General features: G+C 68.8%; 14 protein-coding genes, 1 other RNA gene and 1 riboswitch. Of the genes, 9 read left to right on the forward strand and 6 right to left on the reverse strand.

The window, feature by feature from the left end:
• The first annotated feature begins 82 nt into the window (after nucleotides 1–82).
• Nucleotides 83–255, forward strand: a riboswitch (FMN riboswitch).
• A 185-nt stretch (nucleotides 256–440) separates the two neighbouring features.
• From V7787_RS20750 to V7787_RS20775, 6 genes are all read left to right on the forward strand, one after another.
• Nucleotides 441–1,052 (forward strand): riboflavin synthase, encoded by a 612-nt coding sequence (locus tag V7787_RS20750; protein ID WP_336089447.1) that lies wholly within the window; start codon nucleotides 441–443, stop codon nucleotides 1,050–1,052.
• Entirely contained in the window at nucleotides 1,049–2,203 is a 1,155-nt protein-coding gene (ribB, locus tag V7787_RS20755; RefSeq protein WP_336089448.1) for a 3,4-dihydroxy-2-butanone-4-phosphate synthase, read from the forward strand. The genes V7787_RS20750 and ribB overlap by 4 nt, the downstream gene beginning before the upstream one ends.
• A gap of 476 nt (nucleotides 2,204–2,679) precedes the next feature.
• On the forward strand, nucleotides 2,680–3,147 hold the full coding sequence (ribH, locus tag V7787_RS20760; protein WP_336089449.1) for a 6,7-dimethyl-8-ribityllumazine synthase: 468 nt from the start codon (nucleotides 2,680–2,682) through the stop codon (nucleotides 3,145–3,147).
• On the forward strand, nucleotides 3,144–3,611 hold the full coding sequence (nusB, locus tag V7787_RS20765; RefSeq protein ID WP_336089450.1) for a transcription antitermination factor NusB: 468 nt from the start codon (nucleotides 3,144–3,146) through the stop codon (nucleotides 3,609–3,611). Before ribH ends, nusB begins: the two co-directional genes overlap by 4 nt.
• A gap of 118 nt (nucleotides 3,612–3,729) precedes the next feature.
• A complete protein-coding gene (gene thiL, locus V7787_RS20770) occupies nucleotides 3,730–4,749 on the forward strand; it encodes a thiamine-phosphate kinase (protein WP_336089451.1) in 1,020 nt (339 codons plus the stop codon).
• Between the two features lie 193 nt (nucleotides 4,750–4,942).
• A complete protein-coding gene (locus tag V7787_RS20775; protein ID WP_336089452.1) occupies nucleotides 4,943–6,145 on the forward strand; it encodes a hypothetical protein in 1,203 nt (400 codons plus the stop codon).
• A 121-nt stretch (nucleotides 6,146–6,266) separates the two neighbouring features.
• Here the strand turns inward: V7787_RS20775 and V7787_RS20780 are convergent, their stop codons facing one another.
• The 4 genes from V7787_RS20780 to V7787_RS20795 form a co-directional block, all read right to left on the reverse strand.
• The gene (locus V7787_RS20780) at nucleotides 6,267–7,667 is read right to left on the reverse strand and encodes an FAD-binding oxidoreductase (RefSeq protein ID WP_336089453.1); all 1,401 of its coding nucleotides are present in this window, start codon (nucleotides 7,665–7,667) and stop codon (nucleotides 6,267–6,269) included.
• The gene (locus V7787_RS20785; RefSeq protein WP_336089454.1) at nucleotides 7,664–8,206 is read right to left on the reverse strand and encodes a metal-dependent hydrolase; all 543 of its coding nucleotides are present in this window, start codon (nucleotides 8,204–8,206) and stop codon (nucleotides 7,664–7,666) included. The genes V7787_RS20780 and V7787_RS20785 overlap by 4 nt, the downstream gene beginning before the upstream one ends.
• A 167-nt stretch (nucleotides 8,207–8,373) precedes the next feature.
• Nucleotides 8,374–8,775 (reverse strand): YraN family protein, encoded by a 402-nt coding sequence (locus V7787_RS20790; RefSeq protein ID WP_336089455.1) that lies wholly within the window; start codon nucleotides 8,773–8,775, stop codon nucleotides 8,374–8,376.
• Nucleotides 8,759–10,111, reverse strand: coding sequence for a penicillin-binding protein activator (locus V7787_RS20795; protein ID WP_336089456.1), 1,353 nt, complete (start codon nucleotides 10,109–10,111; stop codon nucleotides 8,759–8,761). Before V7787_RS20795 ends, V7787_RS20790 begins: the two co-directional genes overlap by 17 nt.
• Before the next feature lie 273 nt (nucleotides 10,112–10,384).
• Between V7787_RS20795 and rsmI the strand changes: the two genes are divergently transcribed.
• A complete protein-coding gene (gene rsmI / locus V7787_RS20800; protein WP_336089458.1) occupies nucleotides 10,385–11,212 on the forward strand; it encodes a 16S rRNA (cytidine(1402)-2'-O)-methyltransferase in 828 nt (275 codons plus the stop codon).
• Nucleotides 11,213–11,223: 11 nt separating this feature from the next.
• Here the strand turns inward: rsmI and V7787_RS20805 are convergent, their stop codons facing one another.
• Nucleotides 11,224–11,574: a hypothetical protein gene (locus V7787_RS20805; RefSeq protein WP_336089459.1), complete on the reverse strand. Its 351-nt coding sequence runs from the start codon at nucleotides 11,572–11,574 to the stop codon at nucleotides 11,224–11,226.
• A 93-nt stretch (nucleotides 11,575–11,667) separates the two neighbouring features.
• Here V7787_RS20805 and rnpB point away from each other — a divergent pair.
• Nucleotides 11,668–12,029, forward strand: an RNA gene (gene rnpB / locus V7787_RS20810) — RNase P RNA component class A.
• A gap of 391 nt (nucleotides 12,030–12,420) precedes the next feature.
• Here rnpB and V7787_RS20815 read toward each other — a convergent pair.
• Complete coding sequence (locus V7787_RS20815; protein ID WP_336089461.1) at nucleotides 12,421–13,008, reverse strand: ester cyclase; 588 nt, start codon at nucleotides 13,006–13,008, stop codon at nucleotides 12,421–12,423.
• Between the two features lie 476 nt (nucleotides 13,009–13,484).
• Between V7787_RS20815 and mraZ the strand changes: the two genes are divergently transcribed.
• On the forward strand, nucleotides 13,485–13,931 hold the full coding sequence (mraZ, locus tag V7787_RS20820) for a division/cell wall cluster transcriptional repressor MraZ (protein WP_036104630.1): 447 nt from the start codon (nucleotides 13,485–13,487) through the stop codon (nucleotides 13,929–13,931).
• The last annotated feature ends 6 nt before the right edge of the window (nucleotides 13,932–13,937 follow it).

Below are 13,937 nucleotides of genomic sequence, written 5' to 3' on the forward strand. Positions count from 1 at the left end.
CCCCCAACCCGCCCAGTTCGGAACCAGCCCCTCCACCCCCGGGTGCTAAACTTCCCGCGCCGGTTCGCCGGCACACCACAGGTAACGTCTTCAGGGCGGGGCGAAACTCCCCACCGGCGGTAGGCGCGGCAACGCGCGAGCCCGCGAGCGCCCCGGGATGCCGGCCGGACACACGGCCGCGCCAGCCCCGGGGGGTCAGCAGATCCGGTCCGATGCCGGAGCCGACGGTCACAGTCCGGATGAAAGAAGACGGCTACGCACGAGCCCGCGCATCCGCGCGGGCGAGACGATCCCGCGGCCCCGGCCGCGCGTCGTGCGTTGTCTTCCATGCCTTGAGGCGTTTTTCGCTCACTATTTTGCGGGAAACGTTTCATGACCCAGTTCGATCGCAACACCGCCGCGGGCCTGCGCCCGAGCGTCCTCCGCGTGGAGGTGCGCTGATGTTCACCGGCATCATCGAAGGCGTCGGCACGCTGGCCGACAAGCAGGACATCGGCGGCGACGTGCGTCTGCGCATCGCCATCGGCAGCCTGGATTTCTCCGAGCCCAAGCTGGGCGAAAGCATCGCGGTCAACGGCGCCTGCCTGACCGTGATCGAGTTCGGCGCCGATTGGTTCTGCGCCGACGTCTCCACCGAAACCCTGTCGCTGACCACCCTCGGCGCGCTCCAGCCGAACGCCAAGGTCAATCTGGAGCGGGCGATGCGGCCCAGCGACCGCCTCGGCGGGCACATGGTCAGCGGCCACGTCGACGGCGTCGGCGCGGTGGTGTCGGTGCATCAGGATGCGCGCGCGCAGCGCTGGCGCTTCCGCGCGCCGCAGCCGCTGCTGCGCTACATCGCCAAGAAGGGCTCGATCTGCGTCGACGGCGTCAGCCTGACGGTCAACGAGGCCGACAGCGAAGGTTTCGAGGTCGCGCTGATTCCGCACACCGTGGAGAACACCGCGTTCAGCGCCACCGGCGTGGGTTCTCCGGTCAATCTGGAGATCGACCTGGTCGCCCGTTACGTCGAACGCCTGCTCGGCGAGCGCCAGACCGGAGGCGCGGCATGAATTTCGCCAGCGTCCCCGAACTGCTCGAGGAAATCCGCGCCGGCCGCATGGTGGTGATCGTCGACGACGAAGATCGCGAGAACGAAGGCGATCTGATCATGGCCGCCGAACTGGTGCGCCCGGCCGACATCAACTTCATGGTCACCCACGCGCGCGGCCTGGTGTGCCTGTCGCTGATGCGCGAGCGTTGCCTGCAGCTCGGCCTGGGGCCGATGGTGCGCGACAACACCTCCTCGTACCACACCAACTTCACCGTCAGCATCGAAGCGGCCGAAGGCGTCACCACCGGCATCTCCGCCTACGATCGCGCCCACACCGTGCGCACCGCGGTGCGGCCCGACGCCAAGCCCACCGATCTGGCCCAGCCCGGCCACATCTTCCCGCTGATGTCGCAGCCCGGCGGCGTGCTCGGCCGCGCCGGCCATACCGAGGCGGCGAGCGATCTGGCGATGCTGGCGGGCCTGGAGCCGGCCGGGGTCTTGGTCGAGGTGCTCAACGCCGACGGCAGCATGGCGCGGCGCCCGCAGTTGGAAGCGTTCGCGGCCGAGCACGGTCTGAAGATCGGCTCGATCGAGGAACTGATCCGTTACCGGCTGGCGACCGAGCACACCGTCGAACGGGTCGACGCGCGCGAGATCGAAACCGAGCACGGCCCGTTCCAGTTGCTGAGCTACCGCGACCGGCTGACCCATTCGGTGCATTTCGCCCTGGTCCGCGGCCAGGCCGACGCGCAGGCGCCGACCCTGGTGCGGGTGCACGTGCAGAACCCGTTGGCCGACGCCCTGCATTGGCGCCGCGCCGACTTCGGCCCGGCGGTCGGCGACGTGCTCGCGGCGATCGCGCGCGAAGGCCGCGGCGCGCTGGTGCTGCTGGCCGATCACGCCGACGCCGATACGCTGCTGGCGCGGGTGCGCGAGCAGCCCGCCGCGCACGAGGCCCAGGTCGACGCGCACGACAGCCTCGCGCCGAGCGGAGCGTCCTCGCGCGGCCACGCCTTGGCCGAATGGCGGCGCAACGGCGCCGGCGGCCAGATCCTGGCCGACCTAGGCCTGGGCAAGCTGCGGGTGCTGGGCACCCCGCGCAAGCAGATCGGCCTGGCCGGGTTCGGGCTGGAAGTGGTCGAGTACGTGGATATCGCCACGCTGGGTTGAGTGCCGCTCAGTCCGCAGGGCCGAACCCGACGGCGATAGTCGCCGGCCGGGTTCGGTCGTCCAGCAAGCAAACGGACATGTCTTGCCGCGTCATCCCATTACCGTCATTCCCGCGAAGGCGGGAATCCAGAGCCAACAGTCTTCAGCGCCATCCCGCCAGAACGTCATTCCCGCGAAGGCGGGAATCCAGAGCCTTCAGCGTCATCTCTCCAGGTCGTCATTCCCGCGAACGCGGGAATCCAGCGACTTCAAACGTTCTCGCACGAAAGGCCCTGGATGTTCGGCTCCGCCGAAGTAAAGCGGAGCCCGCCTTCGCGGGAATGACGGCCATGGGGCAGCGCCGGCATGGCGAACCAAAACAGCCGGCCAAGCAACGCTTCCAGGCCGGCCCGCGGCCCACCCGAACGGCACCCGCAGCCTGCACCCGTTAAACTAGCCCCCTTTCGCCCAGCCCCCTCAGTACAGCGGACCCCGACATGCCCCATTTCGAAGGCGACCTGCGCAGCCCCCAGGGCGCGCGCTACGCCATCATCGCCAGCCGCTGGAACCCGCGCATCACCGACACCCTGGTGGCCGGCGCGCGCAAGACCTTCGCCGAACACGGCGTCGCCGAGGACGCCATCGACGTGATCCGGGTTCCCGGCGCCTGGGAACTGCCGGTGATCGCCCGCCACCTGGCCGTGGCCGGCAAGCACGCCGCGGTGGTCGCGCTGGGGTGCGTGGTGCGCGGCGACACCCGCCATTACGAACAAGTCGCCGACGGCTGCTCCGACGGCCTGATGCGGGTATCGCTGGATCACGGCCTGCCGATCGCCAACGGCGTGCTCGCGGTGGAACGCCACGAGGACGCGGAAAACCGCGCCGGCGGCAGCCACGGCAACAAGGGCGAGGAAGCGGCGCTGGCCGCATTGGAAATGAGTCACCTGCTGGAGCAACTGCAATGAACAATCGCCGCCGTCCGGATGGGATCGACCCGGTAGCGCGCTCGCGCGCCCGCCGCCGTGCGCTGCAAGCGGTGTACGCGTGGCAGATGTCGGGCACCAAGGCCGACGAGGTGATCGCCCAGTTCGCCCACGAACAGGCCAAGGAAGTCGCCGATCTGACCTATTTCGAAGACTTGGTGCGCGGCGTGGACCGGCATCAGGACGATATCGACCAGGCGCTGACCCCGTTCCTGGACCGCGAGATCGAACAAGTCGACGCGATCGAACGCGCGGCGCTGCGCATCGCCGCTTACGAGCTGCGCCATCGCCCCGACGTGCCGTACCGCGTGGTCATCAACGAGGCGATCGAGTCGGTCAAGCGTTTCGGCGCCGAGCACGGCCACACCTACGTCAACGGCGTGCTCGATCACGCCGCCGCGCAATGGCGCGCGGTCGAGTTCGCGGCAGCGGCCAAGCGGAAGTAAGGCGCTGGATCAGAGGAGTGAGCGCAGAGGAGTGAGGAGCGAGTAAAAGCAACCAGCTTGCCGCTCCACCGCTCTTACTCACTCCTCACTCCTCTGCGCTCACTCCTGCCCCCCCGCCATGCACGCCGAATTCGACCTGATCGCCCGCATCCGCGCACGCGCGGCGACGCGCGAGGACGTGGTGCTGGGCATCGGCGACGATGCCGCGCTGCTGCAGGCGCCGGCCGGCCGGCAACTGGTGGTCGCCACCGACACCCTCAACCTGGGCGTGCACTTCGGCGACGACGCCGGCGCGGCCGATATCGGCTGGAAGGCGCTGGCGGTGAACCTGTCGGATCTGGCCGCGATGGGCGCCGAACCGGCCTGGTGCACCTTGTCGCTGTCGTTGCCGGCGCAAGACCGCGCGAGCTTGCCGGGCTTCGTCGACGGCTTTCTCGATGGTTTTCTCGAATTGGCCGCGCAACACGGCGTGGCCCTGGTCGGCGGCGACACCACCCGCGGCCCGTTGTCGGTGTGCGTGACTGCGATGGGGTTCGTCGAACCCGGCTGGGCCTTGCGTCGCGACGCGGCCCAGGTCGACGACGACATCTGGGTCACCGGCACGCTCGGCGATGCCGCCGCGGCCTTGGCCTTGGCCGGGGTGGCGCCGTACAGCGACCATCCCGTGAACCGCATCGGCGGCGATCCGTCCAGCGACGCCGCGCGCTTGTTCGAACGCCTGCACCGTCCGACCCCGCGGGTCGCGGCCGGACGCAGCCTGCGCGGTTTGGCGCGCGCCGGCATCGACGTGTCCGACGGTTTGCTCGCCGATCTTGGGCATATCTGCGCGGCCTCCGGCGTCGCCGCGCAGATCGATGCGGACGCGTTGCCGGTCTCGGTGGCGTTGGCCGCGGCCTGCGCGGGCGATTCGCGCCGGACTTTGCAATTGAGCGGCGGCGACGATTACGAACTGTGCTTTACCGCGCCGGCGCGGCAGCGCGCCACGATCGAGCACGCCTTGAGCCGGGCGCAAACCCCGGCGGTGGTGATCGGACAGGTCCAGGCGCTGCACGCGCACGGCGCGCCGGCGGTGCGGGTGCGCCTGGCCGACGGCTCGGCGTGGACGCCGTCGCGCAAGGGTTATCAGCACTTCGGCTGAGCGCATCGGTTCGGTCCGGCACGCGCGCCGTCGCGCGGAACCCGGCCGCCTGAACCGCCGCTTCGGACCGATGCGCGGCTATGCCATCAGTTGGGGCAAAGACATAAAAAAGTTCAGACCGCTTTCATTGCGGCGATGCGAGTCTGAGCGCCACTTCCTCCTGCCCCGGTTTCCCATGCGCGCTGCCGCGTCGATGTCCCTCTCTCCGCGGCCCTCGCGCGTCTGGACCGGGATCGGCCTCGCCGCCCTCGCGCTGAGCCTAAGCGGCTGCGGCGCGGTGCGCTCGATCGCCGGCATCAACACCGTGCATCTGCAAGAGGCCACGGTCAGCGCGATGCAGACCGACATCGGCCCGGGCGTGACCACGATCTGCCCGCGTCAGCCGGTGCAGATGCACGTGACGGTCACCGCGCAGTTGCCGCGGCAACCGGCGCCGGGCGTGTACGAAACCTGGAGCGGCGGCAACGGCACGCGCCGCAACGGCATGCTGGATTTCCGCAACTTCGCTTTCACCAGCGCGCAGGGCGGGTTCGACGAGCTGGGCTGGTTCCGGCCCAATCCCGATGTGCTGGCGACGGTCGACAGCGGTTTCGCGATCGGCACGCAGTTGCTGCATCCGCGCGCGCAGTTGGTCCAGTCGCGGCATTACCCGGCCGACTACCGCTGCATCCTCAGCGTAGGCACCGCGGGCGGGCCGGGACAACGCGGCGGCGACGGCAGCAGCGGTTACCGCGGCAGCGACGGGCGCAGCGGCTTCGACGGCGAAAGCGGCGATCACGGCCGCCGCGGCGGCGACGGCGCGCCGGGCGGTCCCGGTTTCGGCGGGCCGCGTTTGCAGATGTATGCGACTTACGTCAGCACCAGCCAGTATCCGAAGCTGCTTGCGGTGCGCGTGTTCGGCGATTTTCAGGACTTCGTGCTGGCGCCGGCGGATCGGCCGCTGACCTTGGTCGCGGCCGGCGGCATCGGTGGCGTCGGCGGATCCGGCGGCAGCGGCGGCAGCGGTGGCGACGGCGGACGCGGCGAAGGCGACAAGGATCGCCCCGGTTACGGCGGTCATGGCGGCGACGGCGGCGATGGCGGTTACGGCGGGCCGGGCGGAGTCGGCGGCGACGGCGGCGAGATCGAATTGATCTACGACCGCCGCTATCCCGAGTTGGCGCAACTGCTGCGTTTCGACGTCTCCGGCGGCGCGCCCGGTCCGGGCGGCAGCGGCGGCAGCGGTGGCAGCCAGGGCGACGGTGGCGGCGGCGCGCATTCCGGACGCGACGGGCGTTATGGCGATTCTGGCGGCTCCGGCCCGATCGGCCTGCCGGGACGGCCGGGGCATGCCGAACTCAGCGCGGGCGAGGTGTCGGCGCACTTCCGCGGCTTGCCGGGCGTGCGGATGTTGTAAGCCGCTCGCCTCCAGCGCCACCAACAAAACCGCGCAACTCCCGATCCGTCATTCCGGCGAAAGCCGGAATCCATTTTGATCTTGCTCTCTTGGGCCCGACTCAAGCCGCTTGCCGGCGAAGCTATTCGTCCGGCAACAACTTCCCCGGATTAAGAATCCCATCCGGATCGAACACCCGCTTGAGCTGCCGCATCACCGCCAACGTCTGCGCACCGACCGCCTGCGGCATGAAATCGCGCTTGGCCAAGCCGATGCCGTGCTCGCCCGACAAGGTGCCGCCCAACGCCAGCGCCAGCTCGAACACCCGCCCCATCGCGTTGTGCGCGCGTTCGCTCTGCGACGCGTCGGCCGGCTCATACAGCAGGTTGACGTGCAGGTTGCCGTTGCCGGCGTGGCCGAAGCACACGATCGGCAGGCCGAATTCGCGCGACAGCGCCTGCACGCCGTCGACCAATTCCGGGATGCGCGAAACCGGCACCACCACGTCTTCGTTGATCTTGCCCGGCGCCAATGTGCGCAGCGACGGCGACAGCGCCTTGCGCGCGGCCCAGAGTTTTTCCCGCGCGGCTTCGTCGGCGGCATCGTCCAGCGAGATCAAGCCGTCGCCGGAAGCCGCGCGCTTCAAGGCCTCGATCGCATGCGCCAAGGTGTGCGCATCGCCGTCGGCTTCGATCATCAACAACGCGCCGGCATCGTGCGGCAGATCCGCGCCGCCGACATCGCGGGCCAGGCGCACGGCGTGGCCGTCCATGAATTCCAGCATCGATGGCGTGACCGCTTGCGCCATCAACCGCGCCACCGCCTGCGCCGCGGCCGACACATCGCGATAGGTCGCGCGCAGCGCGGCGCGCGCCGGCGCCGACGGCGTCAGCCGCAGACTGGCTTCAACGATCAAAGCCAAAGTGCCTTCGCTGCCGACCAGCAAGCGGTGCAGGTCGTAACCGGTCGAGCCCTTGGTGGTGGCGGTGCCGCAGACGATGAGCTCGCCCGTGCCGGTGATCGCGGTCAGCGCCAGCACGTTGTCGCGGCTGGCGCCGTATTTCACCGCGCGCGGGCCGCCGGCGTTGCAGGCCAGATTGCCGCCGACGGTGCTGAACGCGGCGCTGGTGGGATCGGGCGGCCAGAACAGCCCGTGCGGCTTCAAGGCCTGTTGCAGATCGCCGTTGAGCACGCCCGGTTCGACGACCGCGCAACGGTCGCCCGGGCGGATTTCGACGATGCGGTTCATGCGTTCGAACGAGACCACCACACCGCCGGCGATCGGCACCGACGCGCCGGTGGTGTTGGTGCCGCGGCCGCGCGCGACCAGCGGCACGCGATGGCGCCGGCATGCGCGCACCAGGGCCTGCGCTTGCTCGCGCGTGCGCGGCAGCGCGACCGCGTCGGGCAGCGCCTGCCGGCGCGAGTTGTCGTAAGCGTAGGACAGGCGTTCGCCGGGATCGGTCAGCCATGAGTCGCCGAGCAGTTGCGCGAGTTCTTCGTGCAATGCGGGCGGCAATCCGGTAGCGGCGACAGCGCTCATCGTGCCGGTTCCGAACGCCGCATCGATGCGCGTATGCCTGCGCCGAGCGCGCCCAAGGCCAGCGCCGGCGCGACGATCCAGCGCGCTTCCGACCACAGCACCTCCAAGCCGCGCGCGCTGAAGAACCGCGCGCCGATCGGCGAGACTTCGATCGGCCGCCACGGCGCGAAGATGCGCGCATCCGACCACGGCCAGTACAGCGCCACTCCGAGCCCGCCGTCGGTCAACGCGTCCAGCAGCGGATGCGAGGCCGCGCACAGGAACAGCCACAGCGCCACGCGCCACGGCGGCGCGCGGAACCAATGCGAGATCAGCGCGCCGAACACCGCGAGCAAGCCGGCGAAGGCGAAGGAATGGCTGGCGCCGCGGTGGCCGAAATCGTCGGCGTAGGCGATGCCGAGCTTGAACGCGACCACGTCGGCGTCCGGCAATACCGCCGCCAGCGCGCCGGCCAACAACAGCCGCGGCGGAATCGTGCGCGAACCGAGCGCCCAACCCAGGGCGAGCGGAACCACGGCGTGGGTCATGACGGTGCGCATAGTGGGCTCATGGTATCGCCGCACGGCCAAGACCGCTCACTCCCACCCGCCCCGACGCTCCCCCGATTTCCCCCTGTAGGAGCTGCGCAAGCTGCGACCGCGAATCCACAGCGACGACGCAAGCCAGTTCCGCGGTCGCAGTTCGCGCAGCTCCTACAGGCGGCTTGTCAGATATCGTCGGCGCGAAACGCATCGCGCAGCCAGTTCAAGTCCGGCCGCGCCGGATCGCCATCGGCTTCGATCACGTCGAAGCGGCACGGGCTGTCGGCATAAACCGGATGGGCAAGCAAAAACGCCTGCGCGGCCATCACCAGCTTGCGCCGCTTGCGCGCATCCACCGACGCCGCGCCACCGCCGAAACGGTCGTCGCGGCGGTAACGCACTTCCACGAACGCCACGGTGGCGCCGTCGAGCATCACCAGATCGAGTTCGCCGAAACGGTAGTGGGCGTTAGCGGCGACCGCGCGCAGGCCGCGTTCGAGCAGATAGGCGCGCGCGGCGGCTTCGACCGCGGCGCCGCGGCCGCGCCGGTCCGGCGCGGCCGTGCGGGGATCAATTGCGCGAGGCATCCGCCAGCGGCACCGCGACGCCGCTGCTGAAGGTCGACCACGCCGGCGTGCGCAGCACGGTGCCGCCGCCGTCGATGCGCAGCACGCCGGTGGCGCCGGCGATGTAGGCGTCCGGACGCGTGGCCAGACGCTCCAGGTACGCGCTGAGCTGCCAGGCGTCGTAACCGAAGGCGAACAGGCGCGCGCCGGGACCGCGCGCGGTCGGCAACTGCTGGGCGACGCCGACCGCCGGCGACAGGCCGCGGATGCCGCCGCTGGTCCAGGATTCGGACGGGAAGGCGATGCCGTCGAGGACACGATCCTGTTCCGGCTTGCCGGTGCCCGAGAGCAATTGCGAAGTCGCCACCCGCGGCTTGTCGGACAGGCCGGCCAGCGCGAGCTTGGGAATCAGGGTGCGCGCCGAGCTGCCCTTGACCGCCAGGAACACCGCGTCGACGCCGCCTTCCTTGGCCACGAACGGGCCGAGATCGGCGGTGCCTTCGCCGATGCTGTCGGTCAGCACCGCGCCGCGCGCGGCCAGGCGTTCCTTGAGCGCGGCGATCGCGCGGCGCTGGCTGTCGTCGCCGCCGTCGATGGCGAGCACGCGCTTGGCTTTGCGATCGAGCAGGTAATCGGCCGCGGCCAGGCCTTCGTCTTCCGGGGTCAGCGAGAAGCTGACGTTGCCGTTGGGCGGGGCGACATTGCCGCGATTGAGCGCGAGCACCGGCACCGGCAGGGCGCCCTTGGCGAACACCGCGCTGACTTCATCGCGGCCGAGCGGGCCGATCACGAAATCGTTGCCGTCGGCGACCGCCTTGTCGTACGCGGCCACCGCGCCGCCGGCGGTGCCGGCGGTGTCGTAGAAGAACATGTCCGGACGGCGCCGGGTTTCGCCGTAGTAAGCGGCGTTCAAACCGTCGCGCACCGAGGCCGCGGCGACCGCGGTCGCGCCGGTGGACGGCAGCAGCACCGCCAGCTTCATCGGCGGGCGATAACCGTCGGCTTCGGCCGGCGGGCGCTGGCCGGCGTTGAAGCGCCAGTCCGAGCTGCGGTCGAACGGACGCGGCAGCGGCAGACCGCGCTTCATCAGCGCGCGGCCGACGAAGTTGTACAGCGGGTCGCCGGCGACCAAGGCGTTGGCTTCGTGGCTGAGGGTGGCGTCGTCGAGCTGGGCCAGCAGGCGCTCGATCTGCTGCTCGTTGGCGCTGCGTTCGGCGCCGGTCAGCTCGGCGTGGGTGCGGGCCAGATGGCTGGCCTGGGCGACGATCGGGTTGGACGTGCTGGTCGCCGCGACCGGACGGGTCTGTACGCCGGTGCAGCCGCCGAGGACGGCGGTGGCGACCAAAACGCTGAGCATCCCTGCAGTAGCGAGCCATGTCGTTGCGAGCCTTGCCGGCCGGTTTTGCTTAGAAGTCATCGGCTTGCATTCGCCGCGCAGCGGCGTTCCTATGGGACCGGTTAGGATTCTACCCGGCCATGAGTGGCGGTGAGTCAATCCCGGCGCCGCCGCTTCAGCAGCGGCTCCGGCGACAGGAGGTGGGGGCGGGCGCTGTATGCGCGGTTCCGGCCGGTCTCGGTCGACAGGCCTCATCCACCGCGCCGTAGCGGCCCCTTCATTCAGTAGAGCAGCATGCAGACTCCCGGCACCTTACATATCGTCGCCACCCCGATCGGCAACCTCGGCGACCTCAGCCCGCGCGCACTGGAGACCCTGCGCACGGTCGCGGCGATCTGCGCCGAGGACACCCGCCACACTCGCCAGTTGCTGGCCCATTTCGGCTCGGAGCGGCCGCTGTTGGCGCTGCATCAGCACAACGAGGAACAGCAGGCGGCGCAATTGGTGGCGCGGCTGCAGGGCGGGGAGTCGCTGGCCTTGGTGTCCGATGCGGGCACGCCCTTGGTCAGCGATCCCGGTTATCGGTTGGTGCGCGCCGCGCGCGCCGCCGGCATCCGGGTCTCGCCGGTGCCGGGCGCTTGCGCCGCGATCGCTGCGCTCAGTGTCGCCGGGGTGGCCTCGGACCGGTTCAGTTTCGAAGGGTTTTTGCCGGCCAAGACTTCGGCGCGGCGCGAGCGGCTGACCGGGCTGGCGGCTGAGCCGCGGACCTTGTTGTTCTACGAGTCGGCGCACCGGATCGAAGAAACCCTCGACGACATGATCGCCGCGTTCGGCGAACAGCGCGGCGCGGTGATCGCGCGCGAGCTGACCAAGCTGTTCGAAACCGTGCTCGACGGTTCGCTGGCCGAGCTGGCCGCGCAGGTCAAGGCCGATCCGAATCAGCGCAAGGGCGAGTTCGTGGTGATCGTCGAAGGCGCCGGCGAGGATGCCGACGCCCGGGTGATCGAAGGCAAGCGCATCTACGCCAAGCTCAGCGAACATTTGCCGCCCTCGACCGCGGCGAAACTGGCGGCGGAGTTGAGCGGGGCGCCGCGCAAGGCCTTGTACGGCAGCGGCGAATGATCGCGGCGGGGTCAGCCCTGGGATGCTTGCGCGCGTAGCGGCTGCATCGCCGCGACCAGTTGATCCAGCAGTTCGGGACCGGCCACCACCTCGAACATCCAGCGGTCTTCGGAGACGAAGATCGGCTGGCCGTTGACCCGCACGACGCGCTCGCCGCCGTCGATGCCCAGGTGGCGTTCGATATCGACGTCGGCCTCGGTCCGATGGATCGAGCCGAAGGCCGGCCAGAACGCGCGCTGCAAATCTTCCTCGGTCCAGTCGGGCAGGCGCGCGGAGAGGCTTTCGGCCTCGAGCAGGCCGGCGCGGCGGAGCATGCCGCGCGGGTACAGCGGGTACTGGTCTTCGGGGTCGTCGCTGTGCATGGTCGCCGGCTCCTTGCCGTGTCGGCGCGCGTTTGGGTCCAATTTAACCGTGCCGCGGCCGTTTGCGCGCCGCGCGTGCGACAATGCCGGCGCGGAGCAGGCCAGGCAGTCGCGTCATCGGATCGCAAGATCCGGTGCCGAGGAAAGTCCGGGCTCCACAGGGCACGGTGCCAGGTAACGCCTGGGCGGCGCGAGCCGACGGAAAGTGCAACAGAGAGCAGACCGCCGAACGGTTCCTTCGGGAATGCGTGGTAAGGGTGAAACGGTGCGGTAAGAGCGCACCGCGAGTCCGGCAACGGACCGGCACGGCAAACCCCACCGGGAGCAAGACCAAATAGGGAGACAATGTCGCGGCCCGCGATGTCTCCGGGTAGGTTGCTTGAGCGTAACGGTGACGTTGCGCCTAGAGGAATGACTGTCCACGACAGAACCCGGCTTATAGGCCCGCTTCGTGCTTCTTAGGCATTCGCCTAAGAAGCCCCAAAGTTTGCGATGCAAACTTTGGGCCCCAACTCGTTTACACCCAAAACCCCGCCCCTTCGGGGCGCCCCCTTTACTAAAGGGGGCTCTCGTATCGAAGGTGCGCGGTTTGGTTGGAGGCTTCCGCTTTCGCCTTAGCCCTCTCCCGCTTGCGGGAGAGGGTTGGGTGAGGGCCAAGCCAGATCGCGCCGAACCCCACCACCGTCATTCCGGCGAAAGCCGGAACCCCGTCGCCGTCATTCCGGCGAAAGCCGGAATCCATTTTGACCTTGCTTTGCTTCGAGCCCGATCGCGAGATTCGAGCGGCTTTTGCCTGCGCGACTTATTGGGAGCACAAACCCGCCACCAGCTTCCGACGGCGCAACGTCACTGCACCGCCCCAATCTGCTTCATGAAAGCCTGGTTGTCCCAATACAACCACTCCTCAACCATCACCCCGTTCTCCCACCGCCCGATGGTGACCATGTCGAGCTTGAACGGCTTCTGGGTCGGGGCCAGGGTCTTGCCGTCGCCCAGCGGCATCGGCTGGCTGAAGGTGCCCTCCAGCACGCCGCTGACCGCGGTCAGGTTGCCCTGGGCGATCTTGATCGGGTGCACCTTGATCTTGGTATCCGGCGCGAACACGAACTGCGGCTTGAGTTCGGCGATATGCGCGTCCAGCCCGGTGGTGGTGCGTCCGTCGGGGTAGTGGACGACGATGTTCTGGGCGTGGCTCTTATGGAAATCGTCCCACTGCTGGCCGCTGTAATGGACGAAATCGAGTTCGTCGAAGGTCTGCAGGTGGCGGTCCTGCTGGGCCTGTTCGGCCTGCAGGCGTTTGAGGATGGTCGCGTCGGCGGCCGCGGCGGTCAGCGGCGCCCTGGCGGTGTCCTCGCGGGTGCAGCCGGCGGCGAGGGCGGCGATCAGGGCCAGGGGCAGGGCGAGTCGGCCGGCGCGCAGGACGGGGGCGGGCATGGGCGGTTCCAGGAGAAAGGTGGGGCCACGCTAGGCCTTGCCGTGTGAACCGCATGTCGGACTCCACCAGGCACCGGCCCAGTGGACGCGATGTGTCCAAAGCGATAGCTGCCGGAGATCGCGTCGGTAAAATCGATCATCTGCGTCGATCCTGATCCCATGCTGCTGCGCAGCATGGCCGGACTAACTGTGATCCAGTTCGCCCTCGGGTCACTTTGTGACGTTCAGAGTCTCAAAATATGAGACGAAACAAAGGCTAGTGGATAAGTCTTGAATAAGACTCTGAAGTTCGTTGCAAGCCATTGATGCGCCTAGCGAAATTTGCCCCGGAAAGTTGTTGACAACCCTGTGGGCCCTGCTAAGGTGGACATCCGAGGGAAAACCTGGGTTTTAGTGGTTTTCGGAGGCTCCGCCCAAGTCGGGCGAACGAACTGAGGTGACCCGTCCGGTAGAGACGGGAGCCGCAAAGGTGCGCAATGTTCCAAGGCGAAACCGCCATCACGATCGACGACAAGGGACGGCTGGCGGTACCTACCGCTTACCGCGACCTGGTCGCGCGCGAGTGCGACAACCGCCTGGTCATCACCTACAACCCGTTCGAGTCCGGCTCGCTGTACCTGTACCCGCTGTCGATCTGGGAACGCGTCCGCGACCAGGTCAACAAGCTGCCCAAGGTCAAGCAGGTCAATCGCAACATGCAGCTCAAGCTGGTCGGCGCGGCGGCGTTCGTCGAGCTCGACGGCAACGGCCGCATCACCGTGCCGGCCAGCCACCGCGCCGCGGTCGGCATCGAGAAGAAAGCCGTGTTGCTGGGCATGGGCGACAAATTCGAACTTTGGAGCGAGCAGGCGCATCACGCGCAGATCCGTCAGACGATTTCCGACGACGATCTGAGCGACGAGCTGCTCGACCTGCAGCTATGACGGACG

Source organism: Pseudomonas sp. CGJS7, assembly GCF_036961695.1.